Consider the following 19,838-nt stretch of genomic DNA (forward strand, 5'->3'; position numbering starts at 1 on the left):
GGGCTGGCGATGAGGGCCCGCGCCGAAAGGGTGCTGGAAGGCCGAGGCCCGGGGTCGTGTATTGCCGACGCCCCGCACGTATTTCCGACGCCCGGGGTCATGTATTGCAGCCCGTCCGGCGTTTGAGGACGAGCCCTTCGGGCGAAGCGGGGGTCCAGGGGGCGCAGCGCCCCTGGCGGGGGTCCGGGGGGCGCAGCGCCCCTGGCGGGGGTCCGGGGGCGGAGTCCCCAGGTACGGGATGGGTCGGGTAGGGGCGGTGGGGGCGCGGAACCACTACCGTTGAGCGGATGAGGACAGAGGAGCAGCGCGACCCGGATCCCGCCCCGGCGGGCAACCCCCCGCGCTCATTGGCGGAAGCCCTCCGCACGAGGGACGACACCTCCCTGTCGGCCCTCCTTCGCATCCGCCCGGATCTCATCACCCCCGTCCCCACCGACCTGACGCAGCTCGCCACCCGCGCCGGCACCCGCGCCTCGGTCGTCCGGGCCCTGGAGCGCCTGGACCGGTTCGCCCTGCAGACGGCGGAGGCGCTGGCGGTGGCGTCGGACCCGGCGACGTACGTCGAACTGATGGGCCTGATGGCGGGCGACGACCGCGACCCGGCGGTCACGGCTGCGTTCCCCCACGCGCTCGCCATCCTGCGCGAGCAGGCCCTCGTCTGGGGCACCGACGACCGTCTCCGGCTCGTACGCACGGCGCGCGAGCTGCTCGCCCCGGCCCCCCAGCACCCTTCCCCCACCGGCCTCGGCCCGACGGTCGCCGAGGCCACGGCGGGCATGTCCCCGGGACGTATCCAGGAGATCGTGGCCGCCTGCGGTCTGCCGAGCACCCACGACTCCGTCTCCGCGGTGGCCTCGCTGACCGCCCTGTTCACCGACCGGGAGCGGATGCCGGCGCTGCTCGACACGGCGCCCGCCGAGTCGCTGGAGGTGCTGTCCCGGCTGGTGTGGGGGCCGCCGTACGGCCAGGTGACCGCCGATCCGGCGCGCCATCTGCGCTGGTTGATCGACCGCGCGCTGCTGCTGCCGACGGCGCCCGGCACGGTCGTCCTGCCCCGCGAGGTGGCCCTTCATCTGCGGGCGGGCCGCGCGCACCGGGAGACGGACCCGGTCGCACCGGCCCTGGAACCGGCCCGGACGCACCGTCCGCAGATGGTGGACACGACCGCGGCCGGCCAGGCCTACACCGCGCTCGCCACCGTCGAGGAACTGCTCAAGGACTGGCACGAGGGCGGGCCGTCCGTGCTGCGCGCCGGCGGTCTGAGCGTGCGGGACCTGAAGCGGACCGCGGTGGCCCTGGACGTGGTGGAACCGGTGGCCGCGTTCTGGGTCGAGCTCGCCTACGCGGCGGGGCTGCTGGCCTCGGACGGCGAGGCCGAGGAACGGTACGCGGCGACGCCCGGTTACGACGAGTGGCTGGAGCTGCCCGCCGGTGAACGCTGGGCCCGGCTCGCCTCGGCGTGGCTGGCCGCGACCCGCACGGCGGGCCTGGTCGGCGGACGGGACGCGAAGGACCGTACGTTGTCGGCGCTGGGGCCGGGTCTGGACCGCTCCGCGGCCCCCGAGGTACGCCACCGGGTCCTCGCCCTCCTCGCCGCTCTCCCGGAGGGCACTGCCGCCGTCCCGGACTCCGTCGTCGCCCGGCTCCACTGGGAGCGCCCCCCGCGCGGCCCCCGGACCGCCGCCGGCGACGACCTGCGCGGCCGGCTGGCCCGCTGGACCCTGTCCGAGGCGGAGCTGCTGGGGGTCACCGGCCGAGGCGCGTTGTCGGCACAGGGGCGGGCCCTGCTGGGGTTGCCGCCGGCGCCTGACCACACGGCGCCCGGGTCCGGGTCCGTCGGAGCGAGCACCGGAAGAGGGGCGGGAGCAGGGGCCAAGCTTCCCGTCCACAGGCACCACCGCCCCGCCGCCGAACCGGCCGCCCTCCTCCCGCGCACCCCGGCCGAACAGGCCGCCGCCGCCGCACAGGCCGCCCGGATCCTCGGGCCGCTGCTCCCCGAGCCGCTGGACCACGTCCTCCTCCAGGCCGACCTGACCGCCGTCGCGCCCGGCCCCCTGGAACGCCCCCTGGCCGACACCCTCGGCGTGCTCGCTGACGTCGAGTCGAAGGGCGGGGCGACGGTCTACCGCTTCACCCCGGGGTCGGTACGGCGAGCCCTGGACGCCGGCCGTTCGGCCTCCGACCTGCACGCCTTCCTCGCCGCGCACTCCCGCACCCCGGTGCCGCAGCCGCTCGCCTATCTGATCGACGACGTGGCCCGCAGGCACGGCCATCTGCGGATCGGCGCGGCGTCGGCGTACGTCCGCTGCGACGACGACGCCCTGCTGAACGAGATCCTCGCCGACAAGCGTTCCCAGGGGCTGCGGCTCAGACGCCTCGCGCCCACCGTGCTCGCCGCGCAGGCCGACCCGGCGGCCCTCCTCGAGGGGCTGCGTTCCATGGGGTTCGCGCCGGCCGCCGAGTCCGCCGAGGGGGATGTGCTGATCACCCGCGCGCACGCCCACCGCACCCCGCCGCGCTCCGCCCCCGCCCCCGTCCCGGACGGCCCGCCGGTGCCCGACACCACCCTCCTGAACGCCGCGATCCGCGCCATCCGCGCCGGTGACCTGGCCTCCACGACCCCGCGCAAGGCGGCCCAGGCCGATCTGCCGGGCACCGGTGAGCTGCCCCGCACCAGCTCCGCCGAGACCCTCGCCACCATGCAGGCCGCCGTCATGACCGGCGAGGCCGTGTGGATCGGGTACGTCAACGCCGAGGGCGCCGCCAGCCAGCGCGTGATCGCCCCGATCCGCGTCGAGGGCGGCTTCGTGACGGCGTACGACCACACGGCCGACGAGGTCCGCACCTATCCGCTGCACCGCGTCACGGGGGTAGCGGAGCTGGCGGACGACCAGCAGTGATCACCCGTCCGTAAGGCACACTTGAGGTTTGGCCGTGCGGAAGGGATAGGTACGTACGTGAACGGTCCCCTCATCGTCCAGTCCGACAAGACCCTGCTCCTGGAGGTCGACCACGAGCAGGCAGACGCCTGTCGCCGGGTCATCGCGCCGTTCGCGGAGCTGGAGCGGGCGCCCGAGCACATCCACACCTACCGGGTGACGCCGCTCGGGCTGTGGAACGCGCGGGCCGCGGGCCACGACGCCGAACAGGTCGTCGACGCCCTCGTCGAGTTCAGCCGCTACCCGGTGCCGCACGCGCTGCTCGTCGACATCGCCGAGACGATGGACCGCTACGGCCGGCTCACGCTCAGCAAGCACCCGGCGCACGGACTCGTCCTGACCAGCACCGACCGGCCCGTTCTCGAAGAGGTGCTGCGGTCGAAGCGGATCGCGCCGCTGGTCGGCGCCCGGATCGACCCCGACACCGTGGCCGTGCACCCCTCCGAGCGCGGGCAGATCAAGCAGACGCTGCTGAAGCTGGGCTGGCCGGCCGAGGACCTCGCCGGGTACGTGGACGGCGAGGCGCACCCCATCGAGCTGGCCGAGGACGGATGGGCGCTGCGGCCGTACCAGAACCAGGCCGTGGAGAACTTCTGGCACGGCGGGTCCGGGGTCGTGGTGCTGCCCTGCGGTGCCGGCAAGACGCTCGTCGGCGCCGGGGCCATGGCGCAGGCCAAGGCCACGACCCTCATCCTCGTCACCAACACGGTCTCCGCCCGGCAGTGGAAGCACGAGCTGGTCAAGCGGACCTCGCTGACCGAGGACGAGATCGGCGAGTACAGCGGGACGCGCAAGGAGATCCGGCCGGTCACCATCGCGACCTACCAGGTGCTGACGACGAAGCGGAAGGGCGTCTATCCGCACCTCGAGCTCTTCGACTCCCGTGACTGGGGCCTGATCGTCTACGACGAGGTGCACCTGCTGCCCGCGCCCGTCTTCAAGTTCACCGCCGATCTCCAGGCGCGCCGCCGGCTGGGGCTCACCGCCACCCTGGTCCGTGAGGACGGGCGCGAGTCGGACGTCTTCTCGCTCATCGGACCGAAGCGGTTCGACGCGCCCTGGAAGGAGATCGAGGCGCAGGGTTACATCGCGCCCGCGGACTGTGTGGAGGTGCGGGTCAATCTGACCGACTCCGAGCGGCTCGCGTACGCCACCGCCGAGGCCGAGGAGAAGTACCGCTTCTGCGCGACGACCGCGACCAAGCGGAAGGTGACGGAGGCGCTGGTACGGAAGTTCGCCGGGCAGCAGATCCTGGTGATCGGCCAGTACATCGACCAGCTCGACGAGCTGGGCGAACATCTGGACGCGCCCGTCATCAAGGGCGAGACGAGCAACGCGCAGCGCGAGAAGCTGTTCGACGCGTTCCGCGAGGGCGAGATCAGCGTGCTCGTGGTGTCGAAGGTCGCCAACTTCTCCATCGACCTGCCGGAGGCGACCGTCGCCATCCAGGTGTCGGGCACCTTCGGGTCGCGCCAGGAGGAGGCCCAGCGGCTGGGACGGGTGCTGCGGCCGAAGGCCGACGGCCACCAGGCCCACTTCTACTCGGTCGTCGCCCGCGACACCATCGACCAGGACTTCGCCGCCCACCGGCAGCGGTTCCTGGCGGAGCAGGGGTACGCCTACCGGATCCTGGACGCGGACGAGCTGCTGGCCGACAGCTGAGCCAGCACGAGCAGCCCCAGCAGCGGGTACGGCGAGGCCAGCGGCTGCTGCCACCAGGGGAGCCGGAGGTCCAGGTCGCCCTGGTGCGGGATCAGCCAGAGGGTGCGGGCCGTGAAGACCGCGGCGACGGCGGCGGCCGGACGCGGTCCGTGTCCGGCGTACAGCACGGCGATCAGCGGCACGCACCACACCCAGTGGTGCGACCAGCTGATGGGTGAGACGAGAAGGGCCGTGAACGCGGTGCCGAGCACCCCCCAGCGGTCGGGATGCGGACCGGTGGCCGGGGCGGCCCGTCCGGCGCGCACGGGGACGCGATCCGGAGCGTACGTGGTCCTCGACACGTAGGTGGTCGTGGAAGCGGGCACGGTCCCCGGGGTGTGCGGGGGCCGCGACATGTGCGGGAGCCCGGACGTGTGCGGGGGCTCGAAAGCGTGCGGTGGCTCGGAGGCGTCCATCGTCCCGGAGGTGTGCGGGGCCTTCGCGACGTGCGGAGCCTGGGCCGCGTACGGGCTCTTCTCCGTGTACGGGGCATTCTCGGCGTACAGGCTCTGCTCGGCGTACGTGTCCTTCTCGGCGTGCGACGCCCGGGCCGCGTACGTGTTCCTCGCGGCGGCGGTCGTGCGGGTGCAGGACAGCCAGAGGCCCGCGCAGCCCACGGCGGCGGCCGGCAGGGCCCAGGCCGGTCCCGGTGACGGTTCTCCCATCACGCGGGCGATCAGCCCCTGGAGCGACTGGTTGTCGACGATCCACGGCTTGCCGACGCGGCCGGTCTCGTAGAGCCGCCGGGTCCAGAAGTCCACACTGGCCGCGGGCAGCAGGAACGCGCCCAGCAGCACGGTCCCGGCGAAGGTGCCCGCGGCCGTGCGCGCCTCCCGCCGGCGCCCCGTGAACATCAGGTACGCGATGAACAAGACGGGGGTCAGTTTCACCCCGGCCGCGATCCCGAGCGCGACGCCCCTGCCGCGGGCGCCGGGCGGCCGGGACAGGTCCCACAGGATCAGACAGACGAGGGCGAGATTGATCTGGCCGAAAAGGACGCTCTGGAAGACGGGTTCGAGCCACAGGGTGAGCGCGCTGGCGGCACAGACCGCGGGGAGCCGGGCGGAAAGGCCCGCGAGGCGGAAGGAGAGCCGTACGAGCACCGCCAGCAGGACCGTGTTCCCGAGGACGAAGACCACTTTCAGGGTGGGCGGAGCGAGCCAGGCGGCCGGGACGAACAGGAGCGCCGCGAAGGGCGGGTACGTGGCGGGCAGCCGCCACTCGGTGACGGTGAACCCGTAGAGATCCGTGCCGTGCGCGACGGCCGCGCCCTCGGCCCGGTAGACGAGCGCGTCGGCCATGGGGGCGCGCTGGAGGACGCACAGCGCGGCGAAGGCGGCGAGGGAGACGGCGAGCAGGGCGGCCGCGGCGGCGCTCGCGAGGGGGCGGCCGGCGTCGGCTCCGGTGGGTGAGCGAGTGATCACTTTCCGCTGAAGCACGGGGTGACCCTAGTGCCGTGGCACTTCGCTCCGGCGTACGGCTCACCGCGGTGGGCGGGGCGTACGACCGCGGCGGTGGCCGCGGCTCAGTGGTGCCGTACGCCCGCCTCCTCGCCGTACTCGCCGAGGATGACCACGTCGACGGCCGCGCCGGCGAAGACCTTGACGGCGCGCAGGGCGTCGCCGAGGAGGTGGCGGTGATGACCGACGGAGAAGGCGGTCGCGCCGCGGGCGGCGGGACCGTGCTGGGCTGGACCTGGGGTGAAAGTGGCTGCGCTCATGTATCCATCATGCGAGCCTCCGCCCCTTATGGCGTCGGTCCATGGACCGAACCTCGGCGCCCCCTCGTACACCCGCGGGCCTCCGTGTGTCCGCCTCACGACGGACGGCGCCCCCTAGGGATCCGGCCTCCGCGACCCTGACACCGGCAGCCCACGCCCCTGCCACCCAGGAACCCGCACCCCCGGCACCACGAAAAAACCGGTTGGCCCGGGTCCGCTCCCCTGACCTAGAATCTCCGCTCTTGCCCGCCTCCCTCGACGGAGTGCCGCCGCCCGGACGGAAACCGGCCGGCCAGGAACATCCAGGATCCAGTCACGCCGCAGGTCTCCGGAGGCAGCCCCGTGTCCACCCCGCCCGCCGACCCCCACGCCGACCGCACCGACCGCGCCGACCGCGCCGACCGTGGTCCGGACACCCAGGACGATCCCCTGTTGCGCGAGCGGACCCACCTCGGAGAGTCCCGTGCGGCGCTGCGCGCGATGCGCGAGGACGTGGAGAACCTCGACATCCGCGACGTCACCGCGAACTGGGTCAACGCCGCGGTGCTCCAGCGCCAGATGGACGAGCGGATCAAGGCCCTCGCCGATCTCAGCCACACCCCGCTGTTCTTCGGCCGTCTCGACTACCTGCACGCGCCCGGCGCCGACAAGGCGGAGGGTGCCGAGGGTGAGCGTTTCTACATCGGGCGGCGGCATGTGCACGACGCCGAGGGCGACCCGATGGTCATCGACTGGCGCGCCCCCGTGTCACAGCCGTTCTACCGGGCCTCGAAGAAGGACCCGATGGACGTCGGGCTGCGCCGCCGCTTCGGGTACACCGGCGGCGACCTCACGGCGTACGAGGACGAGCACCTCTCCGACCCCTCCGAGACCGCGGCCACCAGCAAGCTGCTCCAGCAGGAGATCGAGCGGCCGCGCGTCGGCCCGATGCGCGACATCGTGGCGACCATCCAGCCCGAGCAGGACGAGATCGTCCGCGGCGGGCTGAGCGGAAGCGTGTGCGTCCAAGGGGGGCCCGGCACCGGGAAGACCGCCGTCGGCCTGCACCGCGTCGCCTATCTCCTCTACGCCCACCGGGAACGGCTGGCCCGCACCGGCACCCTCGTCATCGGGCCGAACAAGTCCTTCCTGCACTACATCGAGCAGGTGCTGCCCGCCCTGGGCGAGCTGGAGGTCAAGCAGGCCACGGTCGACGACCTCGTCGCCCATGTGGAGGTGCGCGGCACCGACACGTCCACCGCCGCCGTCATCAAGGGCGACGCGCGGATGGCCGAGGTGCTGCGGCGCGCGGTCCGCTCGCACGTGACACCGCCGGGCGAGCCGGTCGTCGTGGTGCGCGGCTCCCGGCGCTGGCGGGTACCGGCGTACGAACTGGAGGAGATCGTCCGGGAGTTGCTGGACCGCGACATCCGGTACGGCGCCGCCCGCGAGGCCCTTCCGCAACGGATCGCGCACGCCGTGCTGGTGCAGATGGAGCGGGCCGGGGAGGCACCGGACGACCGGGTGCAGGACGCCGTCGCCCGTGACAGCGCGGTGAAGGCGGCGGTCAAGGCGATCTGGCCGCCCGTCGACCCGGCCCGGCTGGTCCTGCGGCTGCTCGCCGACGCGGACTTCCTCGCCGTGCACGCCGAGGGTGTCCTCGACGCGGACGAGCAGAAGGAGATCCTCTGGGCGAAGCCGGCCCGGTCCGTGAAGGCCGCCAAGTGGTCCCCCGCGGACACCGTGCTGATCGACGAGGCGACCGACCTCGTACAGCGCTCGCACTCCCTCGGACACGTGGTGCTCGACGAGGCGCAGGACCTCTCCCCGATGCAGTACCGAGCCGTGGGCCGCCGGTGCACGACGGGTTCGGCGACGGTACTGGGCGACCTCGCGCAGGGCACCACTCCCTGGGCGACCCGGAGCTGGGGCGAGGCGCTCGCCCATCTCGGCAAGGAGGAGGCCGTCGTCGAGGAGCTGACGGCGGGTTTCCGTGTCCCCACCGACGTCATCACCTACGCCTCCCGGCTGCTGCCGCACATCGCGCCGGGGCTGACCCCGGTGGCGTCGGTCCGCGAGAACCCGGGCTTCTTCGAGCTGCGGGCCATCGCGACGGACCCCGAAGTGATCGACTCCTGCCGGGAGTTGCTGCGCCAGGAGGGCTCGGTCGGGCTCATCGCCGCCGACGCCCGCGTGCCGGCGCTCGCCGAGGCACTGGCCACCGCCGGTCTGGGGTATCTCGGTCCGGGCGAGGAGACGACCCAGGACACCCGGCTGACGCTCGTCCCCGCCTCCCTGGCCAAGGGCCTGGAGTACGACTACGTGGTCCTGGACGAGCCGCGGGCCGTGGTCGACGGCGAACCGGACGAGCGGACCGGGCTGCGCCGTCTGTACGTGGCGCTGACCCGCGCGGTCTCGGGACTGATCGTGACCCACGCGGCGCCGCTGCCACCCCAGCTGAGCTAGCCCCGGGAGGACCTCGGCGGGGGTCTGGAACGGCACCGCTTCGAGACGGCGGGACTCCGGAAACGGCGGGGCGCTGGAACGGCGGGGCGCTGGAACGGCACGACTCCGAGACGGCGGGGCGCTGGAACGGCAGGGCGCTGGAACGGCACGACTCCGAGACGGCGGGGCGCTGGAACGGCAGGGCGCTGGAACGGCACGACTCCGAGACGGCGGGGCGCTGGAACGGCAGGGCGCTGGAACGGCACCGCTTCAAGGCGGTGCGGGGCTCCGGAACGGCACCGCTCCGGAAACAGCGGGCCGAGTGCCCGGGGAGCCGTCCCCCCGCCACCCCGGCCCGGGGCCGGCCGCACCCGGCGGGGGGATGCGGGCCCCGGCGCGTCCGGCGCCGACCGGGAGAACCGTCCCTATCCGTCCAGCGCCGCCCGCCACTGCCGTACCGCGTCCGCGGACACCGGGGTGTCCCACCCGCCGGGCCGGGCCGCGCCGCCGATGTGGAAGGCGTCGACCCCCGCGGCGCGCAGCCGGGGCACGTGGTCGAGGCGCAGGCCGCCGCCGACCATGACGCGCGGCTCGTAGCCGGGCTCGCCGGCCCGGGCGGTCTCGGCGAGCAGGGTGGGGAACCCGTCGTCCACGCCGTCCGGCGAACCCGCCGTCAGATAGGCGTCCAGGCCGGGCAGTTCGGCGAGCTGCTTGCGCAGCGAGTCGCGGTCGGCGGCGCGGTCGATGGCGCGGTGGAAGGTCCAGGGGCAGCCGTCCAGTTCGACGACGATCCGCTCCACGGCGGACAGGTCGGGTCCGCCGTGCTCGTCGAGGAAGCCGAGGACGAACTCGTCGGCCCCCGCGGTCCGCATCTCCCCCGCCACGCGGACGAGCGCGTCGACGTCCCCGGCCGCGAAACCGTCGGCGAGTCTGAGCATCACGCGCAGCGAGATGTCGACGGCGGCACGGATCCCGGCGAAGGTCTCCACCGTCGGGGTCAGCCCGTCGGCAGCCATGTCGGTGACCAGCTCCAGCCGGTCCGCGCCTCCGTCCTGGGCGGCGACCGCGTCCTCCACGCCGAGGGCGATCACCTCCAGGGCCGCACGCCTGCGCTCACTCATAGGACCTCTTCCCTCGGACGGCTACTACAGGTCTAGTCCAATCCCAAGCGTACGCCGGGAACAGCCACCGCCGCGAGAAGATCGTCCGAGGGCGTCCCGGCCGCACCCTGTGGTCCGCCGCCCCGGCGCGGGAGAATGCGCACATGCCCGACCTCGACGCGTTGCGCGCCCGCTGGACCCATGCCCTGGAAGGTGCCCGGCCGCCCGGCGGACCCGACCCGGCCCCGTACGCGGACAACCTGCTCGCCCGCTGGCAGGAGCCGCAGCGCCGGTACCACTCCGTCGCGCACCTCACGGCGGTCCTCGACCACATCGATCTGCTGGAGAAGTACGCGGACGATCCGGACCTGGTGCGCCTGGCCGCCTGGTTCCACGACGCCGTCTACCACCCCGACCGCTCCGAGAACGAGGAACGCTCCGCCCGTCTCGCCGAACGCGCCCTCGCCGAACTGGGCGGCGACGCGCCGCGTACACGGGAGGTCGCCCGTCTCGTCCGCCTCACCGTCACCCACGACCCCGCCCCCGACGACCGCAACGGCGCGGTCCTCTGCGACGCCGACCTCGCCGTCCTGGCCTCGCCGCCGGGTGCCTACGCCGCCTACACCGCCGCGGTCCGCGAGGAGTACGCCTTCGTCCCGGACGAGGCCTTCCGCGTGGGCCGGGCGGCGGTGCTGCGCGAACTCCTCGGCCTGCCACGGCTGTTCCGGACGCCTTACGGAAAGCGGGAGTGGGAGGAGCGGGCCCGGCACAACGTCGGGCACGAGCTGGGCCGGCTGGATCCGGCCGCGCCCGGCGAGGCCGGCGCATGACCGGCGCGCGTACCCGTATGCCCCTCGCCGTCCACATCCTCGCCCTCTCCGTCTTCGCCCTCGGGACCAGCGAGTTCATGCTCTCGGGACTGCTGCCGCCGATAGCCGACGACATGGGCGTCACCATCCCGCGGGCGGGCCTGCTGATATCGGCGTTCGCCGTCGGGATGGTCGTCGGGGCGCCGCTGCTCGCCGTGGCCACCCTGCGGCTGCCGCGCCGCACCACCCTCGTCGTCCTCCTCGCCGTCTTCGGTCTCGGGCAGGTCGCGGGGGCGCTCGCTCCGACGTACACCGTGCTCTTCGCCTCCCGCGTGGTGAGCGCGCTGGCCTGCGCGGGCTTCTGGGCGGTGGGCGCGGCGGTGGCGATAACGATGGTCCCGCGGACCGTCCGGGCCCGCGCCCTCTCGGTGATGATCGGCGGGCTCTCCATCGCGAACGTCCTGGGCGTCCCGGCCGGCGCGTTCCTCGGGGAGCACCTGGGCTGGCGCTCCGCGTTCTGGGCCGTCGGCGCCGCCTCGGCGATCGCCCTGGTGGGCGTCGTCACCCTGATCCCGCGCATCCCGGCGCCGGCCGAGAAGCCGCGGCTGCGGCGGGAGGTGGTCGTCTACCGCGACACGCAGGTCTGGCTCGCCGTCTCCGTCGTGATGCTCTCCGCGGGCGGCGTGTTCTGCGCGTTCAGCTATCTCTCGCCGCTGCTCACCGACGTCGCCGGGCTCGACGACGGCTGGGTGCCCGGCGTCCTGGCGCTGTTCGGGGTCGGCGCGTTCATCGGTACGACGATCGGCGGCCGGATCGCCGACGCGCACCTGTTCGGGGTGCTCCTCACCGGTATCGCCGCCTCCGCCTCCGTCCTCGTCGCGCTCGCCCTGCTGGGGCAGTTCGCGATCGCGGCCGTCACCCTCTCCTTCCTGCTCGGCGTCTCCTGCTTCGGCACCGCCCCGGCGCTCAACGCCCGCCTGTTCGACCTCGCCGGTGCCGCCCCCACCCTGGCCGGCGCCACCACCACGGCCGCCTTCAACCTCGGCAACGCCGGGGGCCCCTGGGTCGGCGGCGCGGTCATCGACGCGGGCCTCGGGTACACCGCGACGGCCTGGGCGGGCGCCGCGATGACGGTGGCCGGGATGGCCGTGGCGGCGGTCTCGCTGCGACTGCACCAGCGGGGCGGTCCGTCCCGCGTGGTGGCGGCCGGGAACGCGAACAATCCAGTACACACACAGGCCTGAGCGCACTTATCCTCACCCGCATGCGAGACATGGGTGGGGACCAGGTGCAGGAAGCCGTCTCCGGGGCCGTGGCACTGCTGCGGACGGTGACCGGACGGGACTGGGACGGGGTCCGGGCGGGCCGTCTGGAGTGGAGCTGCCGCAGGACGGCCGAGCACATCGCGTCCGACCTCGTCGCGTACGCGGGCCAGTTGGCGGGCCGCGCGACCGGGGCCTATCTGCCGTTCGAGATCGTCATGGACGACGGCACCGACGCGGCGGCCGTCGTCGACGTGATCGAGGCGACCGGCACGCTGCTGGCCGCCGCCGTCCGTACGGCACCGCGCGAACTGCGCGCCTTCCACCCGTACCCGTTCCGCAGCGCCGGGCGCGAGGGCTTCGCCGCGATGGGCGTCACCGAGGTGCTGGTGCACACGCACGACATCGCCCAGGGGCTGGGGGTCGCCTACGAGCCCCCGGCCGAGCTGTGCGAGGACGTCCTCGCCCGGATCTTCCCGCAGGTACGGCCCGGCCACGCCCCCTGGCCGACCCTGCTGTGGGCGACCGGCCGCGGCGAACTGCCGGACCGCGCCCCGCTCACCGAGTGGCGCTGGAACAACAACCTGGTGATCGAGGCCGAGCGGCTCACCCTGCAGGGCGTCACGCCCGCGGCCGCCGCCGATCTGCTCGCGGGCGGCACGGGCGGCTTCCGGTGGATCGAGGGCGGCCCCTTCGAGGGCACCCGGGACGCCGCCGGGATGATCGTGAAGGGGTACGAGGCGGGCGTGCACCGCCCGGAGTGGGGCATGTTCGTGCTCGTACGGACCGCGGACGGCCTGGCCGTCGGCGCCCTGGGCTTCCACGGCGCACCCGACGAGCAGGGCCGCGCCGAGGTGGGCTACGACCTCGCGGAGGGTGCCCGCGGCCACGGCTACGCGACCGAGGCGCTCGGCGCCCTCGCCGCCCGGTACCTCTCCCGTGACGACGTCAAGGTCCTCTTCGCGGTCATAGACCGGGACAACGCCGCCTCCCAACGGGTCGTCGCACGCGCCGGTTTCACCCGGGTGAGCGAGGACGCCGGTCAGTACGCGTACGAGCTGGCCGGCCCGGACCCGGCCCTGCGGGTGTACGCCCGCGAGGACTGACCCGCTCCCCTGGACGCGGTCCCGTCCGCCCATCCGCCGCGCCCGGCCCGCGCTCCTCCGGGACACCGGGGCCCGACCCGGTGGCGGTCACCGGCAGGCGGCACACCCGTGGACCCGCTCCCGCTCCTCACCGGCCGGCGTGCTTGCGCCGGCGCAACCCCGCCCCGTGCAGCAGCCGCACCACCTCGCGGCTGCCGACCTCCACCGCGCCGGCGCGCACGGCGTCCGCGTAGCGGTGGGCCGGGATGTCGTAGTGGTCGCGTTCGAAGGCCCGCGACGGGACGCCGAGGCCGGCCGCGAACCGGTGCAGTTCGTCGTACGACAGGTCGCTGATCAGGTGGGACCACAGGCGGCCGTGCCCCGGCCAGGTGGGCGGGTCGATGTAGACGGTCACGAGGACGGGGTGTCGCCGGTGGCGGATCCCAGGGTGCCCACCGACGCGACCTTCACACCGGCCTTGTGGCACACCCAGTGCGGGTCGGGCCCCAACTCGGGCTCCACGTCGAGCGCGTGCGGGTCCCCGGAGCCGCAGACCGGGCACAGCGGCCACCGCCCGTACCGCTCCAGGAGCGCGTCCTGGACGTCCTGGGCGACCAGCCCGGCGACATAGCCGACACCCTCCGGCCACTGCTCGACCCACCAGCGGCGCTGCACCACCGAGTCCTCGACGAGCGAGACGACGTCCGCCTCGGCCACCTCCCCGGCGACCAGGTCGGCCAGGACGAGGGCACGAGCCGCGTGCAACGCCTGCTCCAAGGGGCTGATGGGATCACTGTGGGGGGGCATGCACCCATTGTGCGCACTCTTGACCGGATACCCCAGCAGAAAATATCTTTCAGAGGTGACCCAAGAAGTGAAGGAAATTTTCGCCGGTGAGGCCCCGCCCGCCCCGGCCGCCCTCGCGGCCAAGGTGCGGACGCTGGCCCCGTCGATGACCCGCTCCATGCAGCGGGTGGCCGAGGCCGTCGCCGCGGACCCGGCCGGCTGCGCGTCCCTCACGGTCACCGGCCTCGCCGAGCTCACCGGCACCAGCGAGGCGACGGTCGTGCGCACCGCACGCCTCCTGGGCTACCCCGGCTACCGCGACCTGCGCCTGGCGCTCGCGGGCCTCGCCGCCCAGCAGCAGTCGGGCCGCGCCCCGGCGGTCACCGCCGACATAGCGGTCGACGACCCGATCGCCGACGTCGTCGCCAAGCTCGCCTACGACGAGCAGCAGACCCTCGCCGACACCGCGGCCGGGCTCGACACGGTCCAGCTCGGCGCGGCCGTCACCGCGCTCGCCGCCGCCCGCCGCGTCGACATCTACGGGGTCGGCGCGTCCGGCCTCGTCGCCCAGGACCTCGCCCAGAAGCTCCTGCGCATCGGGCTGATAGCCCACCCGCACAGCGACCCCCACCTCGCCGTCACCAACGCGGTGCAACTTCGCGCCAAGGACGTGGCCATCGCGATCACCCACTCCGGCTCCACCGGCGACATCATCGAGCCGCTCCGGGTCGCCTTCGAGCGCGGGGCGACCACGATCGCGATCACCGGCCGCCCGGACGGGCCCGTGACGCAGTACGCGGACCACATCCTCACCACCTCCACGGCCCGCGAGAGCGAGCTGCGCCCGGCGGCGATGTCCTCGCGCACCAGCCAGCTGCTGGTGGTCGACTGCCTGTTCGTGGGGGTCGCACAGCGGACGTACGAGACGGCGGCACCCGCGCTGGCCGCGTCGTACGAGGCCTTGGCGCACCGGCACACCCCCAGGGGGCGTACGCGGTAGCGCGCCGCCGCGGGCCGGAAGAGACCGGAAGGCCGTACGAGAACCCCGGACCGTTCCCGCCCGGCCCGCCCACGCGACCGAGCCGCACGCGTCACAGCCCAGCGCCCCAGAAGGGCACCCCCTTGTCACCCCGCACCGGAAAGAGCCGCTCCACATGACCTCCACCGCCGACGCCTCCTCCAACTACCGCGATCTGCGCGCCGAGCTGGAGACGCTGACCACCGAGGCGTTCCGCCCCGAACTCTCCGAGATCGACCGGCTGCCCACGCTGGAGATCGCGCGGCTCATGAACGCCGAGGACGCGACCGTGCCGGCGGCGGTCGCGGACCGGCTCCCCCTCATCGCCGCCGCGATCGACGACATCGCGGAGCGGATGTCCCGCGGCGGCCGGCTGATCTACGCGGGCGCGGGCACCGCGGGCCGCCTCGGAATCCTGGACGCCTCCGAGTGCCCGCCCACCTTCAACACCGACCCGTCCGAGGTCGTCGGGCTGATCGCGGGCGGCCCCGGCGCCATGGTCACCTCGGTCGAGGGCGCCGAGGACTCCAGGGAACTGGCGGCGGCCGACCTGGAGGCGCTCGCCCTCACCCCCGACGACACGGTGGTCGGCATCTCCGCCTCCGGCCGCACCCCGTACGCCGTCGGCGCCGTCGAACACGCCCGCGCACGCGGCGCGTTGACCATCGGCCTGTCCTGCAACGCGCACAGCGCCCTCGCGGCCGCCGCCGAGCACGGCATCGAGATCGTCGTCGGCCCGGAGCTGCTGACGGGCTCCACCCGTCTGAAGGCGGGCACGGCCCAGAAACTCGTCCTCAACATGTTCTCGACGATCACGATGATCCGGCTCGGCAAGACGTACGGGAACCTGATGGTCGACGTCCGCGCCTCGAACGAGAAGCTCCGCGCCCGCTCCCGGCGCATCGTCGCGCTGGCGACCGGCGCCTCGGACGAGGAGATCGAGCAGGCCCTCGCGGCCACCGACGGGGAGGTGAAGAACGCCATCCTCGCCCTCCTGGGCGGGGTGGACGGGCCCACGGCGGCCCGCCTCCTGGAGGAGAGCGACGGCCACCTGCGCGCGGCGCTCGCGGCGGCACCCCGCTGAGCGGCACCTGTCGCACCGGCCTCACCGGCCGCACCGGGCTGTCGGTGCGGCGTGGCAGGGTGGACGCATGAACCACGCACAGCTGACCGCCCTCGGCCGGGCCCTGCGCGTCCTCGGCGAGCACGGCGACGCGCTGAACGCCGACACCCCCGACGCGAAGCTGCACGAGGTCAAGGCCGATCTCAAGCGGGCCCTGGACCTGCTGGAGGAGACGGTCACCACGGCGGTGCCCACGACCCGCTGCGCCGAGCACCCGAACGGCCCGGTGGACGAGGGCGCCGCCGACCTCTGTCTGCTCTGTGAGACGCGCCGTCGCGCCGCCCGCCGCACCGAGGTCAACGACGCCTACGGGCACGCCCGCACCCCCGGCCCCGACGAGTCCCCCGAGCGCACGATGTCCCGGTACGGCGTACGCGCCGATCGCCCCCAGCCCCAGCAGCGCTGGCTCCCGGAGGTGTGGACGGGGCAGGCCTGGGCGCTGTGCGGCACCCCGCGCCGCGACCGCCAGGAGGCCGAGCGCTATCTCGCCGCGGAGCGCCGCACCCCCCGGCCGGGGATGGCCTACCGCCTGGTCCACGAGTTCACGGACTACGAGGTGCTGCGCATCTGGGGCACCCCGGTCAAGGTCGACATCGAACCCATGGGGAACCTGTAGCGGCCCGTCGACCACCTGTCGCCGCCCCCCTTCGCGACGTAGTGCGCGGCCCGCGGCGGCCTGAAGCCGGCTGGTCAGCGGGGTCCGCGCCCGGCCAGGGGAATGGGGTCAGCTGAGCGTCCGCAGCGCCGCCGGGTCGTACGCCTTCAGCTCGTCGAAGCGGCCGGCAAGCACCTTCTCCGCCCACTCGGGGTCCTGGAGCAGCGCGCGGCCGACGGCGACGAGATCGAACTCGTCGCGCTCCAGACGGTCGAGGAGGTCGTCGATGCCCCGCACGGAGGAGCCCTCGCCCTGGAAGGCCTTCAGGAACTCGCCGTCCAGGCCGACCGAGCCGACGCTGATGACCGGCTTGCCCGTCAGCTTCTTCGACCAGCCCGCCAGGTTGAGGTCGGAGCCGTCGAACTCGGGCAGCCAGTAGCGGCGGGTGGAGGCGTGGAAGACGTCCACGCCGGCCTCGGCCAACGGGGTCAGGATCGCCTCCAGCTCCTCCGGGGTCTCGGCGAGCCGGGCGTCGTACGCCTGCTGCTTCCACTGCGAGTAGCGGAAGATGACCGGGAACTCCGGCGAGACCGCGGCGCGGACCGCGGCCGCGATCTCCGCCGAGAACCGGGCCCGGGCCACGGGGTCGCCGCCGTACGCGTCGGTGCGGCGGTTGGTGCCCGACCACAGGAACTGGTCGAGCAGGTAGCCGTGGGCACCGTGCAGCTCGACGCCGTCGAAGCCGATGCGCTCGGCGTCGGCGGCCGCCTTCGCGAACGCCTCGATGACGTCGTCCAGGTCCTGCTGGGTCATGGCCTTGCCGGTGACCTCGGCGCCCTCGTTGGTCAGACCGGACGGGCCGACCGGCGGGGCGTCGGCGAACGGCGGCTGGCCCGCCTCACGCACCATGCCGATGTGCCACAGCTGGGGCACGATCGTGCCGCCCGCCGCGTGCACCGCGTCCGCGACCTTCGTCCAGCCCGCGAGCTGCTCCTCGCCGTGGAAGCGCGGGACGCGGTCGCTCTGCCCGGCCGACTCGTGGCCGACGTAGGTGCCCTCGGTGACGATGAGGCCGACCCCCGCGGCGGCACGGCGCGCGTAGTACCCGACGACGTCCTCGCCCGGAACACCGCCCGGCGAGAACTGCCGGGTCATCGGCGCCATCACGATCCGGTTCGGGACGGTCAGGCCGTTCAGGGCGACGGGGCGGGACAGGATCTCGGCGGCACGGGAGGCGGCGTTGGCAGTCACGTACGGGACTCCTCGGAGAGGTCGGTCGGTCATCGGGCGGACGACTGACGGGCATTCCACTCGGTATGTGCATGCGCATCAACCGCCCGTCCCCTCAACCGCCGGGTCCGGCGCGGAATTCCGGCGCTCTCCGACTCCTCGTGTGACCCCGGACACGCCCGAGGGCGGCACCCCCTGGGAGAAGGGGTACCGCCCTCGGAACGTCAGGACAGTGATCAGCCGGAGGCGGATCAGAAGTCCATGTCACCGCCCGGCATGCCGCCCGGAGCGGCCGCGGCGGCCTTCTCCGGCTTGTCGGCGATGACGGCCTCGGTGGTGAGGAACAGCGCGGCGATGGAGGCGGCGTTCTGCAGCGCGGAACGGGTCACCTTCGCCGGGTCGATGATGCCTTCGGCGATCATGTCGACGTACTCGCCGGTCGCGGCGTTGAGGCCGTGGCCGACGGGCAGGTTGCGCACCTTCTCGACGATGACGCCACCCTCGAGACCACCGTTGACGGCGATCTGCTTGAGCGGGGCCTCCAGGGCGAGCTTCACGGCGTTGGCGCCGGTCGCCTCGTCACCCGTCAGCTCGAGCTTCTCGAAGACCGAGGAAGCCTGGAGCAGGGCCACGCCACCACCGGCGACGATGCCCTCCTCGACGGCCGCCTTCGCGTTGCGAACGGCGTCCTCGATACGGTGCTTGCGCTCCTTGAGCTCGACCTCGGTGGCGGCACCGGCCTTGATGACGGCCACGCCGCCGGCCAGCTTCGCCAGGCGCTCCTGGAGCTTCTCGCGGTCGTAGTCCGAGTCCGAGTTCTCGATCTCGGCACGGATCTGGTTCACGCGACCGGCGACCTGGTCGGCCGAGCCGGCGCCGTCGACGATCGTGGTCTCGTCCTTGGTGATGACGACCTTGCGGGCACGGCCCAGCAGGTCCAGACCCGCGTTCTCCAGCTTGAGGCCGACCTCCTCGGAGATGACCTCGCCGCCCGTGAGGATGGCGATGTCGCCGAGCATGGCCTTGCGGCGGTCACCGAAGCCCGGAGCCTTGACGGCGACGGACTTGAAGGTGCCACGGATCTTGTTGACGACCAGGGTCGACAGGGCCTCGCCCTCGACGTCCTCGGCGATGATCAGCAGCGGCTTGCCGGACTGCATGACCTTCTCGAGGAGCGGCAGCAGGTCCTTGACGTTGCTGATCTTCGAGTTGGCGATCAGGATGTACGGGTCGTCGAGGACGGCCTCCATACGCTCCATGTCGGTGGCGAAGTACGCCGAGATGTAGCCCTTGTCGAAGCGCATACCCTCGGTGAGCTCAAGCTCCAGACCGAAGGTCTGGGACTCCTCGACGGTGATGACGCCTTCCTTGCCGACCTTGTCCATCGCCTCGGCGATGAGCTCGCCGATCTGGGTGTCGGCGGCGGAGATGGAGGCCGTGGAAGCGATCTGCTCCTTGGTCTCGACATCCTTGGCCTGCTCAAGGAGGGCACCGGAGACGGCCTCGACGGCCTTCTCGATACCACGCTTGAGAGCCATCGGGTTGGCGCCGGCGGCTACGTTGCGCAGGCCCTCGCGGACGAGCGCCTGGGCGAGCACGGTCGCCGTGGTCGTACCGTCACCGGCGACGTCGTCCGTCTTCTTGGCGACTTCCTTGACCAGCTCGGCGCCGATCTTCTCGTACGGGTCCTCGAGCTCGATCTCCTTGGCGATGGAAACACCATCGTTGGTGATCGTGGGGGCGCCCCACTTCTTCTCGAGGACGACGTTGCGGCCCTTGGGGCCAAGGGTGACCTTGACGGCGTCGGCGAGCTGGTTCATCCCGCGCTCGAGACCGCGCCGTGCCTCCTCGTCGAACGCGATGATCTTGGCCATGTGAAGTGGTCCTCCCGGACTGGGGTGGATTGCTCCGGACCGCGCTGGCGCCCGCGACGGACGGCCTGCCTGCCCCGTGGTTCCTTGCACCACCTGGCCTGCGGGCCTCACCGACCCGGTCCTTCGTTATCACTCTCACCTTCAGAGTGCTAACGCAATGATTAGCACTCGC

The 19,838-nt window shown here is 73.2% G+C and carries 16 protein-coding genes; 9 read left to right on the top strand and 7 right to left on the bottom strand.

What is annotated here, in order from left to right; translation table 11 throughout:
• Positions 1-287 precede the first annotated feature (287 nt).
• Together OHB41_RS21970 and OHB41_RS21975 are read left to right on the top strand one after the other, a co-directional pair.
• The gene (locus OHB41_RS21970; RefSeq protein WP_266699936.1) at positions 288-2,900 is read left to right on the top strand and encodes a helicase C-terminal domain-containing protein; all 2,613 of its coding nucleotides are present in this window, start codon (positions 288-290) and stop codon (positions 2,898-2,900) included.
• Positions 2,901-2,957: 57 nt separating this feature from the next.
• A complete protein-coding gene (locus tag OHB41_RS21975) occupies positions 2,958-4,601 on the top strand; it encodes a DNA repair helicase XPB (protein WP_266699937.1) in 1,644 nt (547 codons plus the stop codon).
• On the opposite strand, the gene OHB41_RS21980 is transcribed toward OHB41_RS21975, so the two are convergent.
• Entirely contained in the window at positions 4,559-5,941 is a 1,383-nt protein-coding gene (locus OHB41_RS21980) for a glycosyltransferase 87 family protein (RefSeq protein ID WP_526025053.1), read from the bottom strand. The two genes, OHB41_RS21975 and OHB41_RS21980, sit on opposite strands and share 43 nt — an antisense overlap.
• 224 nt (positions 5,942-6,165) lie before the next feature.
• Positions 6,166-6,360, bottom strand: a complete 195-nt coding sequence (locus OHB41_RS21985) for a hypothetical protein (protein WP_266699939.1) — start codon at positions 6,358-6,360, stop codon at positions 6,166-6,168.
• 342 nt (positions 6,361-6,702) lie between these two features.
• Between OHB41_RS21985 and OHB41_RS21990 the strand changes: the two genes are divergently transcribed.
• Positions 6,703-8,805: a HelD family protein gene (locus tag OHB41_RS21990; RefSeq protein ID WP_526024949.1), complete on the top strand. Its 2,103-nt coding sequence runs from the start codon at positions 6,703-6,705 to the stop codon at positions 8,803-8,805.
• A 404-nt stretch (positions 8,806-9,209) separates the two neighbouring features.
• Here the strand turns inward: OHB41_RS21990 and OHB41_RS21995 are convergent, their stop codons facing one another.
• Positions 9,210-9,905: a copper homeostasis protein CutC gene (locus OHB41_RS21995; RefSeq protein ID WP_266699940.1), complete on the bottom strand. Its 696-nt coding sequence runs from the start codon at positions 9,903-9,905 to the stop codon at positions 9,210-9,212.
• A gap of 143 nt (positions 9,906-10,048) precedes the next feature.
• Between OHB41_RS21995 and OHB41_RS22000 the strand changes: the two genes are divergently transcribed.
• Genes OHB41_RS22000 through OHB41_RS22010 form a run of 3 tightly spaced genes read left to right on the top strand, consistent with a single transcriptional unit; the run spans position 10,049 to position 13,061 of the window.
• Complete coding sequence (locus tag OHB41_RS22000) at positions 10,049-10,714, top strand: HD domain-containing protein (protein WP_266699941.1); 666 nt, start codon at positions 10,049-10,051, stop codon at positions 10,712-10,714.
• A 17-nt stretch (positions 10,715-10,731) separates the two neighbouring features.
• The gene (locus tag OHB41_RS22005; protein WP_266706051.1) at positions 10,732-11,937 is read left to right on the top strand and encodes a Cmx/CmrA family chloramphenicol efflux MFS transporter; all 1,206 of its coding nucleotides are present in this window, start codon (positions 10,732-10,734) and stop codon (positions 11,935-11,937) included.
• A 20-nt stretch (positions 11,938-11,957) separates the two neighbouring features.
• Complete coding sequence (locus tag OHB41_RS22010) at positions 11,958-13,061, top strand: GNAT family N-acetyltransferase (RefSeq protein WP_266699942.1); 1,104 nt, start codon at positions 11,958-11,960, stop codon at positions 13,059-13,061.
• 127 nt (positions 13,062-13,188) lie between these two features.
• On the opposite strand, the gene OHB41_RS22015 is transcribed toward OHB41_RS22010, so the two are convergent.
• Positions 13,189-13,455 carry a DUF4031 domain-containing protein gene (locus OHB41_RS22015; protein ID WP_266699943.1) on the bottom strand — a complete coding sequence of 89 codons (267 nt, stop codon included), beginning with the start codon at positions 13,453-13,455 and terminating at the stop codon, positions 13,189-13,191.
• Positions 13,452-13,847: a DUF8819 family protein gene (locus OHB41_RS22020; RefSeq protein ID WP_266699944.1), complete on the bottom strand. Its 396-nt coding sequence runs from the start codon at positions 13,845-13,847 to the stop codon at positions 13,452-13,454. The genes OHB41_RS22015 and OHB41_RS22020 overlap by 4 nt, the downstream gene beginning before the upstream one ends.
• A gap of 55 nt (positions 13,848-13,902) precedes the next feature.
• Here OHB41_RS22020 and OHB41_RS22025 point away from each other — a divergent pair, with 55 nt between their 5' ends.
• The 3 genes from OHB41_RS22025 to OHB41_RS22035 all read left to right on the top strand — a co-directional run bounded on the left by OHB41_RS22025 (position 13,903) and on the right by OHB41_RS22035 (position 16,583).
• Positions 13,903-14,826, top strand: coding sequence for a MurR/RpiR family transcriptional regulator (locus OHB41_RS22025; protein ID WP_266699945.1), 924 nt, complete (start codon positions 13,903-13,905; stop codon positions 14,824-14,826).
• A gap of 154 nt (positions 14,827-14,980) precedes the next feature.
• Positions 14,981-15,928, top strand: coding sequence for an N-acetylmuramic acid 6-phosphate etherase (murQ, locus tag OHB41_RS22030; RefSeq protein ID WP_266699946.1), 948 nt, complete (start codon positions 14,981-14,983; stop codon positions 15,926-15,928).
• A 67-nt stretch (positions 15,929-15,995) separates the two neighbouring features.
• Positions 15,996-16,583, top strand: a complete 588-nt coding sequence (locus OHB41_RS22035; RefSeq protein WP_266699947.1) for a hypothetical protein — start codon at positions 15,996-15,998, stop codon at positions 16,581-16,583.
• A 108-nt stretch (positions 16,584-16,691) separates the two neighbouring features.
• Here the strand turns inward: OHB41_RS22035 and OHB41_RS22040 are convergent, their stop codons facing one another.
• The gene (locus OHB41_RS22040; protein ID WP_266699948.1) at positions 16,692-17,846 is read right to left on the bottom strand and encodes an NADH:flavin oxidoreductase; all 1,155 of its coding nucleotides are present in this window, start codon (positions 17,844-17,846) and stop codon (positions 16,692-16,694) included.
• A gap of 197 nt (positions 17,847-18,043) precedes the next feature.
• Complete coding sequence (groL, locus tag OHB41_RS22045; RefSeq protein ID WP_266699949.1) at positions 18,044-19,666, bottom strand: chaperonin GroEL; 1,623 nt, start codon at positions 19,664-19,666, stop codon at positions 18,044-18,046.
• Positions 19,667-19,838: the final 172 nt, after the last annotated feature.

Origin of the sequence: Streptomyces sp. NBC_01571 (genome assembly GCF_026339875.1) — a bacterium.
GTDB lineage: Bacteria > Actinomycetota > Actinomycetes > Streptomycetales > Streptomycetaceae > Streptomyces.